This window comes from Alteromonas sp. AWJ4_199, from assembly GCF_056159165.1.
Window position 1 is genome coordinate 1,449,675 of the sequence record NZ_JBSWUR010000001.1, and the last position, 19,689, is coordinate 1,469,363.

The 19,689-nt window shown below is 45.0% G+C and carries 13 protein-coding genes; 6 read left to right on the forward strand and 7 right to left on the reverse strand.

What is annotated here, in order from left to right; genetic code table 11:
• Positions 1-26: 26 nt before the first annotated feature.
• On the reverse strand, positions 27-2,165 hold the full coding sequence (locus ACXAER_RS06320; RefSeq protein WP_474827632.1) for a prolyl oligopeptidase family serine peptidase: 2,139 nt from the start codon (positions 2,163-2,165) through the stop codon (positions 27-29).
• A gap of 427 nt (positions 2,166-2,592) precedes the next feature.
• Here ACXAER_RS06320 and ACXAER_RS06325 point away from each other — a divergent pair, with 427 nt between their 5' ends.
• Positions 2,593-3,042, forward strand: coding sequence for a hypothetical protein (locus ACXAER_RS06325; protein WP_474827634.1), 450 nt, complete (start codon positions 2,593-2,595; stop codon positions 3,040-3,042).
• An 85-nt stretch (positions 3,043-3,127) separates the two neighbouring features.
• Here ACXAER_RS06325 and ACXAER_RS06330 read toward each other — a convergent pair whose 3' ends face one another.
• The 4 genes from ACXAER_RS06330 to tkt form a co-directional block, all read right to left on the reverse strand.
• Complete coding sequence (locus ACXAER_RS06330; RefSeq protein ID WP_474827636.1) at positions 3,128-4,027, reverse strand: fructose bisphosphate aldolase; 900 nt, start codon at positions 4,025-4,027, stop codon at positions 3,128-3,130.
• A gap of 301 nt (positions 4,028-4,328) precedes the next feature.
• The gene (locus tag ACXAER_RS06335) at positions 4,329-5,504 is read right to left on the reverse strand and encodes a phosphoglycerate kinase (protein WP_474827638.1); all 1,176 of its coding nucleotides are present in this window, start codon (positions 5,502-5,504) and stop codon (positions 4,329-4,331) included.
• Positions 5,505-5,620: 116 nt separating this feature from the next.
• Positions 5,621-6,631, reverse strand: a complete 1,011-nt coding sequence (epd, locus tag ACXAER_RS06340) for an erythrose-4-phosphate dehydrogenase (RefSeq protein WP_474827640.1) — start codon at positions 6,629-6,631, stop codon at positions 5,621-5,623.
• An 18-nt stretch (positions 6,632-6,649) separates the two neighbouring features.
• A complete protein-coding gene (gene tkt / locus ACXAER_RS06345; protein WP_474827642.1) occupies positions 6,650-8,641 on the reverse strand; it encodes a transketolase in 1,992 nt (663 codons plus the stop codon).
• Positions 8,642-9,046: 405 nt separating this feature from the next.
• Here tkt and metK point away from each other — a divergent pair, with 405 nt between their 5' ends.
• Together metK and ACXAER_RS06355 are read left to right on the forward strand one after the other, a co-directional pair.
• A complete protein-coding gene (gene metK / locus ACXAER_RS06350) occupies positions 9,047-10,192 on the forward strand; it encodes a methionine adenosyltransferase (RefSeq protein WP_474827644.1) in 1,146 nt (381 codons plus the stop codon).
• Between the two features lie 243 nt (positions 10,193-10,435).
• Positions 10,436-10,906, forward strand: coding sequence for a hypothetical protein (locus ACXAER_RS06355; RefSeq protein ID WP_474827646.1), 471 nt, complete (start codon positions 10,436-10,438; stop codon positions 10,904-10,906).
• Positions 10,907-10,982: 76 nt separating this feature from the next.
• On the opposite strand, the gene ACXAER_RS06360 is transcribed toward ACXAER_RS06355, so the two are convergent.
• Positions 10,983-11,486: a 3'-5' exonuclease gene (locus ACXAER_RS06360; protein ID WP_474808547.1), complete on the reverse strand. Its 504-nt coding sequence runs from the start codon at positions 11,484-11,486 to the stop codon at positions 10,983-10,985.
• A 319-nt stretch (positions 11,487-11,805) separates the two neighbouring features.
• Between ACXAER_RS06360 and ACXAER_RS06365 the strand changes: the two genes are divergently transcribed.
• Positions 11,806-12,984 carry an ABC transporter substrate-binding protein gene (locus ACXAER_RS06365; RefSeq protein ID WP_474827649.1) on the forward strand — a complete coding sequence of 393 codons (1,179 nt, stop codon included), beginning with the start codon at positions 11,806-11,808 and terminating at the stop codon, positions 12,982-12,984.
• Complete coding sequence (locus ACXAER_RS06370; protein WP_474827650.1) at positions 12,984-15,854, forward strand: hybrid sensor histidine kinase/response regulator; 2,871 nt, start codon at positions 12,984-12,986, stop codon at positions 15,852-15,854. The genes ACXAER_RS06365 and ACXAER_RS06370 overlap by 1 nt, the downstream gene beginning before the upstream one ends.
• Positions 15,855-15,862: 8 nt before the next feature.
• On the opposite strand, the gene ACXAER_RS06375 is transcribed toward ACXAER_RS06370, so the two are convergent.
• Positions 15,863-16,801, reverse strand: coding sequence for a DMT family transporter (locus tag ACXAER_RS06375; protein ID WP_474827652.1), 939 nt, complete (start codon positions 16,799-16,801; stop codon positions 15,863-15,865).
• Between the two features lie 368 nt (positions 16,802-17,169).
• Here ACXAER_RS06375 and ACXAER_RS06380 point away from each other — a divergent pair, with 368 nt between their 5' ends.
• Positions 17,170-19,566 carry a TonB-dependent receptor gene (locus ACXAER_RS06380; RefSeq protein ID WP_474827654.1) on the forward strand — a complete coding sequence of 799 codons (2,397 nt, stop codon included), beginning with the start codon at positions 17,170-17,172 and terminating at the stop codon, positions 19,564-19,566.
• The last annotated feature ends 123 nt before the right edge of the window (positions 19,567-19,689 follow it).

A 19,689-nucleotide genomic window follows, 5' to 3' on the forward strand; every position in this document is an offset into this window, starting at 1 on the left:
ATTTACGCATAACTCTTACGAACTAGTTATTGAGCTTCAACTGTCATACTTTGTGACTGCGCGCTGTCGTATTTTTTAAACCACGCCAAAATGTTTTCCACTTTACTAATCATTCTAGAAGGCTTAGAAGCAATTCCATGCGGAGACCCGGGTACTTTCACCAGTACGCTATCAACCTTTTGAAGCTTTAAGGCTTGATAGAACTGTTCAGTCTCAGACATTGGCGTGCGCTTGTCCTCCACTCCCGTGATCAGCATGGTGGGGGTAGTTACATTTCCTACTAGTGACAGCGGTGAACGCCTCCAGTAATGCTCTACGTTATCCCACGGCTTGCCCGGAAATTGGAAAGGGATTTGATACAGGCCTGAATCGGCAGTCAGCACCTTCGATAACCAGTTGATAACGGGTTTTGCAACAACGGCTGCTTTGAATCGGTCAGTAAGGCCAATGGCATAGGCTGATGCAATCCCCCCCGCTGAGCCCCCCGCTATAAACAGGCGTTCTGGGTCAGCTATTCCTTTTTCAATCAACGCATCAATGCCCGACATATGGTCGGCAAAGTCATATTCCGAACTGTATTTACCTTGAAGCAGCAATGCAAAACGCTCACCATAACCCGTACTGCCTCTGTGATTATCATAAAACACCACATAACCCTCTGCTGCCATGCGCTGCAATTCAGCAGTAAATACAGGGCCATAGGCGAGGTTTGGCCCACCATGAATTTCCAAAACAAGTGGATACGTTTTCGAACTGTCATAATTTGGCGGCAGAATGTACCAACCCTGAATTTCTTCACCATCAATAGAAGATGGATAGACAATTTCTTTCACCTCACCGAGCTGTTTATGCCCTAAAACGTCTTCGTTCAGCGCAGTAAGCTGTCGCTCTTTTCGCGTCGTCACAAATAGATCTGCAGGACGATCGGTTCGTCCTTTAGTGTATGCCACTACATCACCTACCGCATGATAGGTACCAAACACGTAGGGGCGGCCGAGTGTAGTGCCACCTAAACCGCTCGCCACTGTTTTCACTTTGCCCGACAACGATACGACATCAACTTGTGCCAAGCCGCGTACCGATTGCTGAAAGTAAATACGTTTATTGTCTTTCCAGTGAAAATTAGACACTGAATTATCAATATCTTTTGTTAAGTTTCTTTGTTCAGAGCCGTCGCTATTCATCAGGTATAAATAGCTATTTTTATACATCACTTTTTCGTCGTCGCGATACGAATAGGCAATATGTTTTCCGTCGGGCGATACTACAGGCGATGATTCACGCCCTTTATCCTGAGTCAACTGTTCAATATTTCCCATTAAATCAACGGAAAATATATCGGCTTCAAGAGGCTCATACTCCCAATTATCAGTGCGATTGGCAGAGAAATAGATTTTGTCACCATCGGGGGAGAAGCTTAATCGCCCATTGTGGTGATAGTTACCTGAAGTCAGCTGTCGTGCTGTGCCACCATCGGCAGGAACGATAAAAATATGAGTGTAAGCTGGCTCAAGAACCCCGCGCCCATCGGCTTGATAGCGCGCTTTGGTGATGTACTGAAATTTAGGCGACCACTTTGCACCGTCTGGCTTTTTAGGCATTTTTACATCTAGCGGCTTTTCTTTGGCATCTACGCTCATGGTAAAGGCAATGTATTTACCATCTGGCGACCAAGTAATATTGCTCGGGCTCGACGTCACGTTTGTGACGAGAGCCGTTTGCCCTGTATCCATCCATCGCACATATAATTGCGGTTTACCCTCTTCGTTAGACAGATAAGCCAAGCGGCTCCCATCCGGTGACCAACGAATAGAATAGTAGTTATTCTTAGATGACAGTAATGGGCGGTGTGACTTACCATCAACAGATGCTAGCCAAACGTTCGCTCTACTACTGTCTGACATAATGTCGTTTGAACGGCGCACATACGCAATATATTCACCGTTTGGTGACACCTGAACTTCACTCACGTATTCCAAATTAAAAATATCTTCCGATTTAAAATAGTGATTGTCTGTATCGGTAGTTTCAGCCTCAGTATTGGCAAAGACTGAACTGGATAACACTGCATTTGAAAATGCAAAAGCGCCCCCGTAAAAAAGTGCAGCTAACGCTGCCTGACGCATCACTACCGACGAGTACCTGCGACTTCTATTTCTAAACATACCTCACCTTATTTTTCGTTATATGGGCCTGTAAACCTTTGCGGAACAATTTAAATCAGGCCCTCTCGTTTTGTTTTCTGGCGTAATCACTTTTGCGTGATGGTTTTGTAATTCCAGTATTACTGAATAAATTCTCTCGATAAAGAGTAAACGCTGAATGCCCTCATCAAGACGATTAAGCGCAAACTAATAAACGTAATACAGTAATTTAAACTCGTCCTTCGGGAAGCCCTGGCAAGTTTCCTAGCCGCATTCTGGGAATTTGAAAGGAAACCGACATTCCTGCATTTCCGCGCTTTACTTGGACACTTGCCAGCGCCTTCTGAGTGGGCAGTGAGCTATGAGGATTGGTATTAGTTAGCCTTATGGCTAGTTGCACATAAACGTCAGAATGCTATCTTTTATACATGGTAAAAAGGTATTAACCATGAATAATCCACACGGCGAATTTGAAAGTACAGCTAATGGTCGGTTGCTGATGTTCACAGCGCGCGGCCCATGGAATGATGAAACCTTGAAAAATGGTGTGATTAAGATGTCGTCCGATATCTCCACATTCGAGCAAGGTAGACCATGGGCGCAGTTAAGTTGTCTTTATGGTGAAAGCCTGATGCCTCCTTCTGCCTTTGATATTTTTGTTAAGCAAACACGGATAAGGAAAGCCCGTGGCCTGTCATTTCTTGCTGTGGTGATATTAGATACCGACATTATGCTGACAACTAAGCAGCAGGTTTCCCAGTGTTATAACACTGCTGAGGTTCCTTACTGCTTTTACAATTCTGTACAAGATGCTTTAAATGCCCTGACAGATAAGGGCTATAGCTATAACAGAGACAAAGCCGAACGCTTCTTTACCCGTTTTGACTTTACGCGGTAATAAAGAATACAAAACTGACGAAAACAAAAAGAGCGCCAGTGGCGCTCTAACGAGTTTACAAAGAATATTGTACCAACGCTTTTTACTACGCCTTAGATGCTTGGTAGATACCTTCAATTGCAGTATCTAGCGTTGCTTCAAACTCTTCTTGAGATTGCTGTGCTGATACACCTTCGGTTAAAGCACGAGAGAAGCTCGCGATCATGCCTTGGTTTTCCGCCAGTTTTGCGTTTGCGTCATCACGGCTGTAGCCGCCGGAAAGTGCAACAACTTTAAGTACACGAGGATGGTCAACAAGCTCTTTATAGAAGTTTGCTTCTGTGGGTAGCGTTAGCTTCAGCATGACTTCTTGACCTTCGCTAAGAAGGTTAAGCTGAGTTAGAATTTCTAATTTTAGTAGCGCTTCGGCTTCTGCTTTTTGCGGACTGTGAATATCCACTTCTGGCTCAATGATTGGAACAAGGCCCGCGGCTAAAATTTGCTTACCCACTTCAAATTGCTGAGCAACAACATCTTTAATACCTTGGTGATTCGCAAGCTTAACAACACTACGCATCTTAGTGCCAAACACGTCTTGCGCTACCGCTTTAGCTAGCAGAGCATCAAGACCAGGCATTGGCTTCATTACTTGAACGCCATTGCTTTCTTCAGCTAGACCTTTATCTACCTTTAAGAAAGGAATAACACGCTTTTTCTGCCACAGGTAGTGTGCAGAAGACATGCCTTCAATTTCTCTATCAAGGGTGTTTTCAAACAAGATTGCGCCAAGAACGCGCTCGCCGCTAAAAGGGGTGCTGGTGATAATGCGTGTACGCATTTCGTGAACAAGATTAAACATCTCTTCGTCTGAGCTATACTCTGACTCTTCGATGCCGTATAAGCGCAACGCTTTAGGGGTACTACCGCCGCTTTGATCTAACGCTGCAATAAAACCGGTTTGCGTCTTCAGTTTATCCAGCATTGCCTGCTGAGCTTGTGATGCCATTGCAACACTCCTTTTGTATATAACTGCCTTAATAGACAGGTGTAGGGTTTATTGTTATACCAATTCTATTAAAGATCTGTTTGTCTCAGACGCAGCATGCCAGCACCTTAAGTAAACACATCTGTAATAAAGTTGGTATTTATGCCTGCGTACTTCACTGTTTCGCAGGTGTAATCGTTTCCGATTAAAAGGTCACGCTCAAAAATGCTGTTACTGAGCGTGACACTTATGGGGTAACGTTTGTACTAGGCCTTAGCTATCTAGAGCTTTAAAACGCTGCGTTTACATGCAGCACCCAGGCTTATTTATTTTTTTCTTCTAGTACTGCTACCGCTGGTAGTGTTTTGCCTTCCAAGAATTCTAGGAACGCACCACCACCTGTTGAAATATAAGAGACCTTATCGGAAATCCCGTATTTATCAACTGCTGCTAGTGTATCACCACCACCTGCGATTGAGAATGCGTCGCTTGCCGCAATCGCTTCAGACAGCGCTTTTGTTCCAGCACTGAACTGTTCAAATTCAAATACGCCTACAGGGCCATTCCATACAATGGTTCCCGCGTTCTTGATAATGTCCTCTAACGCCTTTGAAGAGTCTGGACCAATATCAAAAATCATATCGTCGTCGGCAACGTCACTGACTACTTTTAGCGTCGCTTCGGTATTCTCATCAAACGCTTTGCCCACGACCACATCTGTAGGCACTGGAATATTACCGCCATTCGCCTGCGCTTCATTCATAAGCTGTGTGGCTTGCTCGGTAAGGTCCATCTCTACTAGTGACTTACCTACATTATGGCCTTGAGCAGCAATGAAAGTGTTGGCAATACCGCCACCAACAATCAGCTGGTCAACTTTTTCAGCCAATGTTTTTAACACGGTCAACTTGGTAGATACTTTAGAGCCACCCACAATAGCAACCATTGGGCGCTTAGGGTTGTCTAGCGCTTTGCCAAGTGCGTCTAATTCTGCAGCAAGTAATGGGCCAGCACAGGCTTTTGGTGCAAATTTAGCAACGCCATGAGTAGACGCTTGTGCGCGGTGAGCAGTACCGAACGCATCCATAACAAAGATATCGCAAAGTGCTGCGTACTGTTTTGCTAACGTTTCGTCGTCCTTCTTTTCGCCGTTATTAAAACGTACGTTTTCAAGGATAACTAATTCGCCTTCGCTAAGCTCAACACCGTCAAGGTAATCTTTTACAAGCTTAACCGGTACGTCTAGGGCGTCATTAAGATAATCAACAACAGGTTGAAGAGAGAATTCGTCTGCAAGCTCGCCTTCAGTAGGACGACCAAGGTGAGACATCACCATAACTGCCGCACCTGCGTCTAGGGCTGCTTTAATCGTAGGGATTGATGCTTTGATACGCGCATCAGAAGTTACTTTGCCGTCTTTTACCGGCACGTTTAAATCTTGTCTAATTAATACGCGCTGACCTTTTAGGGCCATATCGCTCATGCTTGGAATTGCCATCGTCTTTCCTATGTTAATTTAAATTCAGTAGAGCGTGTTTTGAAGGTAAGACACGCTCAAATTAACTGTGAAAGCTGCGCGGGCTGGTGCTACCAACCCTTGGCAGCATCAATGCTTTATTTTGCGTCGAACATCACTTTTGCGGTATCGAGCATACGGTTTGCAAAACCCCATTCGTTGTCACACCACACCAGTGTTTTAACCAGTTGTTTGTGACTGACTCTTGTTTGTGTGCCATCTACAATACACGAGTGAGGGTCGTGATTGAAATCTACCGACACCAAAGGCTCTTCGGTGTAGTCCAAAATGCCCTGTAAACGCCCCGCTTTTGCATTGCGAAGGGCTTGGTTCACTTGCTCAATCGTTACCTTAGATTGAAGCGTTACACTTAAATCCATGGCAGTAACATTGATAGTTGGCACTCGAACCGCAATGGCTTCGAATTTTCCCGCAAACTTAGGCAGAATGCGCTCTATACCGGCAGCAAGTCGGGTATCAACGGGAATAATCGACTGACTTGCAGCACGGGTTCTGCGCAAATCTTCGTGATAGGCGTCGATAACTTGCTGGTCGTGCATAGACGCGTGAATGGTTGTGATCGTACCACTTTCAACACCGAACGCAGCGTCTAGCGCTTGGATAACAGGAACAATGCAGTTTGTGGTGCAAGAGCCGTTGGAGACTAATTTTTGTTCATTGGTCAACGTGTCTTCGTTGGTTCCGAAAATGACCGTATTGTCTAAATCTGGTGACCCGGGTGACGAGAAAAGCACTTTGCTAGCGCCGGCATCTAAATGTGCTTGCCCCGATGCTCTGTCATCAAACTTGCCCGTACACTCAAGCACAATATCAACGCCCAAGTCTTTCCAGGGTAGGTCTTTAATATCGCTTATCGCGAGCAGTGTAATATCGTCGCCTGCGACATTTAGCGTGTTGTTTTCTAAGGCCACATCAAAACGGAACCGCCCGTGGGCGGTATCGTATTTAAGTAAATGTGCTATGCCTTCGGGTTTAGCAATGTCGTTAATGGCCACCACGTTAAATTCGTTGTTGCGCCCACTTTCATACAGCGCGCGCAACACGTTACGACCAATACGACCAAACCCATTTATGGCAATATTTACCATAGGCTTATCTATTACCTCTTACAGAGACAGTGCAGCCTCTACTACAGCGTCAGTGGTAATGTTGAAGTGCTTAAACAGGTCGCCAGCAGGTGCAGATTCACCAAAGGTGTCCATGCCTACGATAGCGCCATTAAAGCCAACGTACTTGTACCAGCTATCTTTAGACAGCGCTTCAACCGCTACGCGTTTAACAACGCTAGAAGGCAGTACGCTTTCACGGTAATCAGCAGACTGACGATCGAATACGTCAGTTGATGGCATAGACACTACGCGAACGGCTTTGCCTTGCTCGGTTAGTTTCGCTGCGGCTTCAACGGCTAGCTGAACCTCAGAACCGGTACCAATAAGAATAAGCTCTGGCGTACCTTCGCAGTCTTTAAGTACGTAACCGCCTTTCGCGATATCAGCAACTTGTTGAGCCGTTCTTTCTTGCTGCGCTAAGCCTTGACGTGTGAAGATCAGCGTTGATGGGCCGTCAGTGCGCTCAATAGCAGACTTCCAAGACACAGCAGACTCAACCTGATCACAAGGACGCCAGTTATCAAGGTTAGGCGTTGCTCGTAGCGCTACCACCTGCTCCACCGGCTGGTGAGTTGGGCCGTCTTCACCTAGACCAATTGAATCGTGGGTGTAAACGAAAATTGCAGGTTGCTTCATTAGCGCTGCCATACGTACCGCATTACGTGCATATTCCATAAACATCAGGAAGGTTGCACCGTATGCCTTGAAGCCACCGTGAAGGGCAATACCATTCATCATGGCCGACATACCAAATTCACGTACACCGTAATAAATGTAGTTACCTGATGCATCGTTTGCTTCAACGCCTTTGCTGCCTTCCCAGATGGTAAGGTTAGAACCAGCAAGGTCGGCAGAGCCGCCTAATAGCTCAGGAAGTAGTGGACCAAACGCGTTTAATGCATTTTGCGACGCTTTACGTGAAGCGATATTTTGTGGGTTAGCTTGAAGTTCAGCGATGATAGCGTCTGCTTTGTCGCTGAAATCTGCTGGCAACTCGCCATTTACACGGCGTTTGAATTCTGCTGCAAGCTCTGGGTAGGCGGCTTCGTATGCAGCGAAAGCGTCATTCCACGCGCTTTCCGCGTTTGAACCTTTCTCTTTAGCATCCCAACCAGCGTAAATATCGTCTGGAATTTCGAACGCGCCATGGCTCCAGCCAAGCTTCTCGCGAGTAGCGACAATTTCGTCCTCACCTAGTGGTGCACCGTGACAAGACTCGGTACCTTCTTTATTAGGCGAGCCGAAACCAATGGTGGTTTTACAACAAATAAGCGTAGGTTGCGCAGCATTCGCCTGTGCCTTTTCAATAGCGGCTTTTACTTGCTCTGCATCGTGACCGTCAACGCCATCGATCACTTCCCAACCGTAGCTCTTGAAGCGTGCTGGTGTATCGTCGGTGAACCAACCTTCCACTTCGCCATCAATTGAAATGCCGTTGTCATCCCAAAACGCGATAAGCTTACCAAGGCCTAGTGTACCGGCTAGTGAACAGGTCTCATGTGAGATACCTTCCATTAAGCAGCCGTCGCCTAAGAATGCGTAGGTGTGGTGGTCAACAATAGTGTGACCATCTTTGTTAAATTGTGCAGCTAGTACTTTTTCGGCAAGCGCCATGCCCACAGCATTACTGATACCTTGGCCTAGTGGGCCAGTGGTCGTTTCAACACCTGGCGCATAACCGTACTCTGGGTGACCTGGCGTTTTTGAATGCAATTGACGGAAGTTCTTTAACTCTTCAATTGGCAGTTCGTAGCCTGAAAGGTGAAGAAGAGAGTACAGCAGCATCGAGCCGTGACCATTTGAAAGCACAAAGCGATCGCGGTTAGCCCAAGATGGGTTTGCAGGGTTGTGTGATAAGAAATCACCCCATAGTACCTGTGCGATATCAGCCATCCCCATTGGGGCACCTGGGTGACCAGATTTAGCTTGTTGAACGGCATCCATGCTTAATGCACGGATTGCATTGGCGAGTTCACGACGAGAGGGCATGTTGTCTCCTGATTTATTTTGTATCTTTTGTTTCGTATCTTAGCGGGCTAGCAGAGCTAGACGAGCGTAGAGATAAGGCGTTTGCTCTACTTCTTTATACGATTGAATGTGGCGTTATTCTTACCTATGCCACCTAACAGTTCAATGAGTTTTCATTGCCAATAGCGAAAGTAATAGTAAAAAATGGTCTATACGCTCACCAATGCGTATTAGCACGGTAATAAAAACTCTCTTACCTTTGCCTAAGTCTTTTTATTTTATACAAATAACCTTAATACTGATCGGGTTATGTCAACATTTCGTAACAAAGAGACTTTTAGACGTCTAGAAGTAAAGACTGGTATTTATAACTTGTTTTAGTACAATATACGACTATTTTGATAATTTAACGCTTACGGAGCATTTATGGCCACGCATTTATTCACATCCGAGTCAGTGTCTGAAGGACATCCGGACAAAATTGCTGATCAGATCTCAGATGCGGTTCTTGACGCTATTTTAGAACAAGATCCTCGCGCTCGGGTGGCCTGCGAAACGTATGTAAAAACCGGTATGGTTTTAGTAGGTGGTGAAGTCACCACTTCTGCATGGGTAGATATTGAAGAGCTTACCCGAAAGACAGTTAAAGAAATTGGCTACACGCACTCAGATATGGGCTTTGACGCCGATTCATGTGCTGTATTAAACGCAATTGGTAAACAGTCTCCTGACATCAATCAAGGTGTTGACCGCGCAAGCTTAGAAGAGCAAGGTGCAGGTGACCAAGGCCTGATGTTTGGTTACGCGAGCGACGAAACTGATGTATTAATGCCGGCGCCTATCACGTACTCTCACCGCCTTGTTCAAAAACAAGCGGAAGTACGTAAATCTGGTAAGCTAGACTGGTTGCGTCCAGATGCAAAAAGCCAAATCACTTTTAAATACGAAAATGACAAGCCTGTAGGCATTGATGCGGTTGTACTTTCAACTCAGCACTGTGATTCAGTAAGCACTGAAACAGTACGTGAAGCGGTAATGGAAGAAATCATCAAGCCTGTGCTTCCAAGCGAGTGGATAGACGGCAACACGCGTTTTCACATCAATCCAACGGGTCGATTCGTAATCGGTGGTCCAATGGGCGACTGTGGCTTAACAGGTCGTAAAATTATCGTAGATACATACGGCGGTATGGCTAGACATGGCGGCGGCGCGTTCTCAGGTAAAGATCCATCAAAGGTAGACCGCAGCGCAGCATACGCGGGTCGTTACGTTGCTAAGAACATTGTTGCAGCTGGTCTTGCCAAACGCTGTGAAATTCAAGTGTCTTACGCCATTGGTGTTGCAGAGCCAACGTCTATCAGCATCGATACTTTCGGTACAGGTGTGGTTGATGAGAAAACACTGGTTGCATTAGTGCGCGAACACTTTGATTTACGTCCATACGGCCTTATCCAAATGCTTAATCTTGAGCGCCCGATTTACCGCCCTACTGCAGCCTACGGTCACTTCGGTCGTGACGAATTCCCGTGGGAAGCAACAGATAAAGCGGAAGCGTTAAAAGCATCGATTTAATTCGTTAACCCTCTAACGCTTTTTGAAAACGCCGCTAGTTTGTTACGCTTTACATTGAAGCAATGCAACCTAGCGGCGTTTTTTGTTGAGTCTTTCAGGTGAGACAAGCTAGCCCCCTAAATTAAAAAAGGTAAAGCCTATTTCCATCCTTTGTTTTTGCAGCTATGCTTAAATAACGAACACACTATCGCTTGTAGTTTCTGGTTGTTTACAAGCCATGACAACAACAACTTGGGTTCTTCCATGAATGTAGTCTCTGGTACTCTTACAGCGTTCACGCTGGCTGTCTCAATAACAGCCTCACCCGTGTTCGCGGAAGTAAATAATACCCTCTACAGCCCAATTCAGTTTAAAAGCAAGAAGATAGCTCGGTGGCAGCTAAACAGTATGTACCGCGTTAAATCTACGACCGAAACCTACCTTTACGACAACACTTATACCTATCCAGCGGGCTCACAAGGTATGTTTAGCGCCAGCCGGCGTTTTAACACTTGGGTGCCGCAGAAGGTTTATGCGACCTACAAAACAAACAATACCGCTTTTCAACATTATGCTGAGTGGCTTTATTTACCCCACGATGTAGGTACTTTTACGCGATTAGGCTGGCTACTTGGCCAAAGCGAAGGGTTAAACATGGCCGTAGAGCTAGAGCATAGACAAATTGGCGAAGAAGAGAATATGGCGCTTTCTTTAGGTGTTAATTACCTATTCTAGGAATATCACTACCTTTAGCTTATCGAACGCCGCGACGTCAAAACTGTGCCTCCCTAATTGTAAAGGCAACACAGAATCACTTCTGAGTTAGCGCCATTGTTTTAGCATAGGTTTGCTGAATTATCATTGCATCAGAACTCGCTCGGTGACGCTTTACGTCTAGTTCAGCGGAAAGACTATTTTTTACGTCGTGCCAGTTATCCATTTGAGACTCACTCAATATATATTCAAGGGCGCGGCAGGTGAACGACATTTCAATTTGCGCAGCCGAGAACAGCTTTATCAGCCAAGGGTTATCTACCACCCATCCGTCGCTGTATACAACCGTATTCCCCAGAAAATTATTAAGCTCAACGCACACCTTATGAGGCTCCTCGCCTCGTGCCTGTAACATTTGTTGAGAGATGCCATGAAGCGATTCTGCTTTTGTATCCCAGTGTACCCAAGAGTCAAATGGCCTCAGTAGTTTGCACCATTTTGCACCATCATAGCGCACAATGCCTATTTCTATGGGGTAACTTGCCGCCCCAAATCCACTTGCTTCTACATCTATAATTGTAGGCAATGTTGTATTTCGCACTTATACTCCAAACTACTGTTCTCCTTAATTTTTAATAGTAAAAGAGAATACCTTCAACACAGGCACAGATGTTTTTAACATTCTAATTGCGCGCTGGGCCCTTGCATAGCTGCTCACTAAACAACCATTTAGCTTTACACTGTTTGTTCAATGACAGAATCGTGCCACATTGGTCTTTTTGCAGTAAAACAATAAACGTTGCCTCGTAAGAAACTGCTCACATAACGTACTAAATTATACTAAAGAATAGTGCGTAAATAAGAAAACGTTCAGCACATTGCTATACACTTTGAAGGGTAATCAACTAGGTAACTAACCCATGCGTGTACAACTTCTTCTAACAGCGGTTTTCTGCTTTATGTTTTTTATCAATTCATGCCGCGCTGACAGCACTCAAGAGCCTCTGATAATAGGTATAGATGCAGACCTTTCAGCAGTTGCTGTAGAGGGAGGTGTGGCTATTACCCAAGGTGTAGAGTTAGCCGTTGAAGAGATTAACGCAAATGGGGGGATACTTGGCCGTAAACTTAAAGTAATTGCGAAAGATCATCGAGGGAACCCCGCTCGCGGCATTCACAACATTGAGCAGTTTGCGAAAATGCCAAACTTGCTAGCCGTCGTCGGTGGAGTACACACGCCAGTTGTGCTTGCTGAGATCGATATTATACATAATAAAAATATTCTCATGCTGGTACCATGGGCCGCTGGTACTTCCATCATCGATAATAAGCATTCCCCCAATAACGTTTTTCGGGTCTCAGTACGTGACGCAGAAGCCGCTCCTTTACTGATTAACTTTGCAAAATCCAACGGATTGTCAAATGTCGCTTTGGTTCTGGAGCGCACAGGTTGGGGACGCTCAAACCTTGAATCATTAACGAAAGCGGCAGCGGAGCAAGGCGTAAACATTAGCGCCACTCATTGGATTAACTGGCAGCAGAAGAGTTTCTCTGAAGACATTGCAGCGATAAAAAATGCGAAAACAGACGGTGTCATATTAGTTACTAACGTACCCGAAGGCGCGGTCATCTTGAATGCCATGGCTGAGCAGGGAGTAAGCTCGCTTCCGGTAATTGCTCACTGGGGAGTAGCATCTGGACAGTTAGCATCTAAACTAGTTAACCCAATCAGCCACCACAACATTTCAGTTCTTCAAACGTTTCACTTCCACCATCAAGAAAATAACAAGGCTAAACAACTGTTAGAAGCCTATTATGATAAGTATGGTTTAATTGATGCAGCAGCTATTGAGGGTGTCACAGGTCTGGCCCATGCGTATGATTTAATTCATTTAGTTGCAATCGCTGCCGATAAAGCTGGTAGCATACAAATTAACGAGTTGCGCAGTGCCCTAGAATCGCTGAAAGACATCCAGGGTGCCGTAAAATACTATGAAGCCCCATTCACAAAAGAAAGGCATGATGCACTTTGGTCAAAGGATTATTTTATGACAAAATTTAATGATAAAGGCCACTTGGTAACAACGGGCAAGAAATAATGCAGCATGAACCTATGAGGCTGCGTTCTTTATTGCTTTCAAGCATGATCCCAAGGCTAGCGCTATTAATAGCAGTGCTGTCTATTACACTAGTTGCCCTTTCCTTTCATTTCATTGTTAAGCAAAGTAATGCCCTTCAGCAGCAGTCGGTAGAAGGGCTCGAGCAAGATATTAATTTCATTGTAAGCGATACAACTCGTCAGCTTGCTGATCTAGCGGCAAATGACATTATTATTAATTCGCTGGTTGATTTAGAACAGCGAGATAATTACTTGCCTATGTTCTTTCGCTCTTTAAACCTCACTCAAGCAAAAACCGTCGAATTTGCACTGTTTGACTTTGCGGGTAAAAAAGTTATCGAAAAAAACTGGAGTGCAACCCTACCTGAGTCGTTAAGCAATGCTTGGCGTCAGCAAACACTTGGCTCATCAAACACATTTTCTTCTGTATCTAAATACGGAGTAGTATTTAGCGTTCCCGTTTTACTCAATGGTGTCTCTGAAGGTGCCCTTGTTATGTATGTTGACAGCCTTCAATCACTTCTTGAGCCCTATCCTCGACTCACTAACCAATTAGTTACAGATTTAAGCGGAAACGTACTATTTAGTAGCGACCCCTCTTTAATCGCACTAAATTCAAGCTTTTTAGCGTTCAACCAAAGCGGCTATTCTATTAAGCAAACTAGCTGGAAGAATCTTCAATTATATAGCGTTAAGCCAACTATCAAGGCTTACAGAGAAGTTGCTTGGACGGGCATCGTCTTATTAGCAATGATCACAGGATTCATTTTCATTATTTTGCATATGGTGAGCATGACCGGAACGTTAGCTGAGCGAACCCTCTCAACGCTTTATGACGATATTAAAAACCGTCTTACCAGTGACAACACAACCTCTTTAAACGATGAATTGCAAGTGGAGGCAAAAGAGTTAGCCGACATTCGAGCCGCCTTCGATAAGCTTATTTGGGATCTAACCGAGGTCTCACTGTCTAACGAACAGTTTTCCAATGTATTAGAGTCGATGGGCGACATGCTGGTCGTGGTCGATCAGAATCAAGAAATTCTCATTTCAAATACGCGCTTCGATGCTTTTTGCGATGATCAATACGGTGAAAAGAGTTCGATTTTAAAACTTATAGTTCGGAAACTAGCGACACAACCGAGCGATGAGTTGACGCACTTTTCAGTAGATTCGGGCAAAGAGCGTTATATTCGCTGGACAAAAGCTTCGCTCGCTGACGTAAAGGGTAATATTCGTGGCGACATATATGTAGGTAGTGACGTTACCGAGCAGCGCGCATTAGAAAGCCATGTAAACATACTGACCCATGCGATGGATGAAGCAACTGTTTCGATTATTATTTCTGATGTCAAACGGGCCGGACAGCCAATTATTTATGTAAATAGTGCATTTGAAGAATTAACTGGTTATAAACGAAGTGAAATAATTGGGCAAAACTGTCGCTCCATGCAGGGTGATGAAACCAGTTTACAAACCGTTGATCAAATTCGCAAAGCCATTGCGACACGTGAGCCTATTGAAACTACACTACTTAACTACAGAAAAGACGGCAGCGCCTTTTATAACCGATTAAATTTAACCCCAGTCAAAACCAATGGCGAAGTGACGCATTACATCGGTTTTCAGCAAGATGTTACGCAGCAGCGACAAACGGAACAATACCTTCAAGAAGCAAGAGAGAAAGCCGAAGAATCTGCTCGATTGAAGTCTAGTTTCTTAGCGAGTATGAGCCACGAAATACGCACGCCTATACACGGCATATCTGGTGTTTTACAGCTAATGGCAAACTCTGAACTTACCGAAGAACAGAAGCATTACCTTTCTTTGGCGAAATTCAGCATTCAAGGCCTTTTACACATCGTAAATGACATTTTGGACTTTTCTAAAATTGAAGCCGGTCAGCTACAAATCGAAGATAACCCTTTCGATATTTTAGAGTCACTTGAGAACCTTCAGAGTCAGTACGCCATTATGTGCCAAGAAAAAGGCCTCGATCTACACTTCCACTTTGATCTACAGGGCTTCCACGTTGTGCAAGGTGATGATGTACGCTTCAGGCAAATTCTGTCGAACCTGTTAGGTAACGCCGTCAAGTTTACTGACGCTGGATACATTGAAGTAACCACTAGCATTAAACAAAACGCAGACGACAGCCTTACACTTTTATGTAGCGTAAAAGACACGGGAATAGGTATTGCGCAAGATAAGCAAAGCACTATTTTTGATGTCTTCACGCAAGAAGACTTATCAACCACCCGTAAGTTTGGCGGAACAGGTCTAGGTTTATCCATTAGCAAGCAGCTTTGTGAGCTTATGGGTGGCAACATAAAACTTGAAAGTGTAAAAGGACACGGGAGTACGTTCTCTTTCACTATTTCTCTTGAGCCAGCAGATGAGACTTTGCTAGTCCCTGTACATCACGCCTCTTCGTTAAAACAAAAAAAAGGTAAAAAGCGTAAAGTGCTCATTGTTGAAGACAACGATATCAATCAAATAATCGTGAAACAGCATCTGAGCAACCATACTACCCTTAGCGCCAAATCTGGCTTAGAAGCACTAGAGGCTCTGAATAAAATGAAGGTGACCTTTGATGTCATCTTGATGGATTGTCAGATGCCAGAAATGGATGGTTTTGAAGCAACTAAGCGCATTAGAAACGGTGAAGCTGGAGAGCGTTACCTCAACGTTCCAATTATCGCCCTGACCGCAAATGCAATGAAAGGTGATAAAGAGCGCTGTGTTGAAGCGGGAATGGACGATTATTTAAGTAAGCCCTTCGATGCTGAAGACCTCATCGACAAGGTAGATCACTGGGCCAGTGTCGAGAGGAATAGTGAATTGGTATAAAGACAAAGCTATGCCGTCGCTTTTCGGCCAAAGCGCTTTAAAGCTAGAGGAAACCTTACCGATTGGATAAAAAGACAGAGACTTACCAGCGTCATGCCAACCCACCCCACCGGTTTGAATACTTCACCAATTAGGAAGATAGCGAATAAGGTGGCTACCAGTGGTTCTATTAGCGTGATAAGCGTGGCTTTACTGGCTTCAGTAGTACGAAGACCATAACCAAAAAGCAAGTATCCAAAAAACATCGGCACTATGGCCATATAAAGTGAAACACTAGTGTGAATAGCGTTAGCAAATAGGTTCTGACCGGTAAACCAAAGTGAGGGCAGTAAGACAATCGCAGCACAGCCGAACAGCCCGGCCATAGCAGACTTTGAGTTTGTGCCAGCGTCAATGTGTTGCTTTGCCGCCCAGGAATATCCCGCATAAGTTAAACCTGCAATTAAACCCAAGATAACGCCGAACACCTGATCATCTTTAGTTGCTGAAAATGTATCCAGCTCTTTGCCCATGGCTAACATACCAATCCCAAACGCACCAAACACAAAACTAATAAACCATTTTAGAGACACGGGCTTTTTACTCAAAAAATACTCTAAAAGCGCAGCGAATAATGGCGCACTGGCGATAGAAACTACGGTGCCTATGGCAACGCCTGACAAACGCATTGAGCTGTAAAAGGCCAGCGGATAAATTGCAACACATACACTGCCAAACAGAAAGGTCAGTGGTGTAGAAAAAAGAATAGGTGCATCCTTTACCAGTGATTTTCGGGCACTAACACAAAGCAATACACCGCTCATCCCCATTGCAAAGGCACCGATTGCTAACGGACTGATTCCTGGGGCGAACTGAGCGGCAGTGCCTGTTGTCCCCCACAGAAAACTCGCGACAACGATTGCTAGCATACCTTTTAGAAGTTCATTTGCGCTCACTGATTTTTTCATTGCAGTTCTCTTATATGGCTTTTGTTTTGGGTTTTGGGCTTGGATAGGATTTACACTTTGAGCACTTTTCCACCAAGGATTGCGACAACTGCGGTATTTTCTTAAGCAATAAATGCAGCTCATCTAAAACAAATCATACCTAAACTATTACTGATGTAATTAGCCTGATAGACACTTGTTTTGACCTTTTAGACGCATTTTGAGGCCATAAGAACATTTAACAAAAATGAAACATATAAAAACAAAGACCGCACTTTACAACTAAAGTTGAAATATTTATCTCGCCAGATATAGAAATAGCCAAGTTTTTTTGCCACATTACGCCCTTGCCTAACAACAAAATAGAAACAACCAACCTGGATGGACTTATGTTTAAACTAGAAAAAACGTCGTTTCGACGAAGCACTCTAAGCATTGCAATAATGGGGCTGCTTAGCTCTGGCGCAATTGCACAGGACACACAACAAGCGGATGAGAAAAACTTTGAGCAAATCATAGTAACGGCAACAAAGCGTGCAGAATCCATTGAAGACATTCCTTTTTCAATCAACGCACAAACCCAGCGAGACTTTGAACGCAGCGGCGCGGGTAACTTAGAGGATGTAGCTAGAAATGTGGCAAGCGTCTCTATTCAAAATTTGGGGCCAGGCCAAAGCCAGGTTTCAATGCGTGGCGTATCGGCAGGGCAAATAGTGCGTGACCAACCAGGCGTTAAAGAGCAAGTAGGCGTCTATCTTGATGAAAGCGTTATTTCACTATCGCTGTTTACCCCAGATCTCGACCTTTTCGACCTTAACCGCATTGAAACCCTGCGCGGTCCGCAAGGTACGCTTTTTGGATCTGGCTCTATCGGCGGAACCCTTCGCTACATCACCAATCAGCCCGAGTTAGATACCTTTGAAGGTAAGTTTGAAGCTAATCTTAATAGTGTGACAGACGGTGGCGTGGGCGGTCATGTAAAAGGTATGGTGAACGTACCAATCTCAGATACAGTTGCTATGCGCGCGGTGGTATATCGTACCGATTATGCGGGCTTTATTGATGCCCTTGGTGAGAACGGCGCGTTTAGCGAAGACGTTAATGACGGCGACAGAACTGGCGGACGTGTAGCGTTCGTTATCGCACCTAATGATAAACTCACCATAACGCCACGACTTATCTACCAAGAACTCGAGATGAACGGGTTTAACAGAGAAGAAGTCTATAACGTGTTTGCAAACCCTTACACTACGACACGTCCTGCTATTCAATTGGGTGAGCGCGAACAGTACTTACTGCTTGAGGAAGGGTTTACTGACGAAACCTTAATAGCTGATGTAACCGCTGAATACCAAGCAGACGTTGCTGACTTTACTTTTGTTTATAGCTATACCGACCGAGATATATTGGTGAGCCGTGATGCCAGCGCGCTGTCAGGCTCAGTAAGTATCGACTTAGGTTTTCCGGATGCAGCCGTATTATTACCGTCAAATCTATTAGACAGAACCGAAGTAGAGCAAGATACCTTTGAGCTTCGCGCCGCGTCTAATGACGATGGCGCGCTAGACTGGTTAGTTGGCGCTTTCTACTCTTCAACTGAACGCGTTTACGATCAATCACTTCCTACCCCTGGTTATGATGCGTTTACAGATGCGACATTAGGTGAAGGCACGTCAGCAGCGGTTGCTAATGGCTTTGAGGCCGATTCGCCGTACAACGCTTATTTACCTTACGACTTAAAGCAGCTTGCTGTGTTTGGTGAAGTGAACTATCAAGTGAACGATGACTTTAAAATGACCGTGGGTTCTCGTTTTTACGATTATGAAGAAGAGCGTCAGTTTATCTCTGGGGGCTTATTTGCCAACGGCGACAACCAGACCGACTCTACACAATCAGATGGCTTTACTTCTCGCGTTATCGGCCAGTATAGCTTGAATGAAAACGTAAATTTCAACGCTCAAGTGTCGCAAGGCTTCAGACTGGGCGGCGTTAACGACCCGCTAAACCGCAGTCTGTGTACCGACCAAGACGAAGCCATCTTTGGTTCGTTCCAAGACTATGACGATGAAAAGCTCACCAACTATGAGATAGGCATGAAATCGTCAGGACGAGGCTGGACAGCTAACGTTTCAGCTTTCTATAACGACATTGAAGATCTTCAGGTTACCTTAGATGCGGGTTCTTGTTCTTCACGTGTATCATTTAACGTGCCGGACGCCCACACCCAAGGTATTGAATTTGAACTTACACGTCAGTTTACCGACCAGCTATTTTTCTCATTAACCGGAAGCATTATCGAAGCTGAGTTCGATTCTACGGTTGTTGACGGCGATGGTGCGGTGCTAGGTGGCGTTGAAGATGGCAACCGTTTAGCGTCAGTACCTGAAGAAAGCTTCGCTATCGCATTTACCTATGATTTAGCGCAGCCTTTATTCTCTTCAAACAGCACCTACTTCCAAGGCTCTTATCAATACGTGGGCGACCGCATTACCCAGCCTAGTGACCAAGTTGCTGGCGCAGGCACCTTCACATCAGGGCTTGCCTTCGGTGGTGCAACCGGTACTGAAACAACAGAGTTAGATTTGTTGCTAGACGACTACGGCACAATGAACATGAGCTTTGGTCTTACCTACGATGATTACGAAATCTTGCTATACGCCAACAACCTGTTTGATGAAAACGCGCAGCTTTCGTTTGATAGAGAGCGTGGTGGACGTGCTCGACTTGGATTTACGGTAAACCAACCTCGCACAGTAGGCGCGACGTTCCGCTATTTCTTCCAGTAACGAGCGATATATGTCTCTGCCTGAGGTAATGTCCCTTCAGGTAGAGGCTTCACCCGCTATAGAAGTAACCTTCACCTGCTAAAGGAATAGCCTTCGTCTAATTTAGGAAAAGTATCGTCTAAA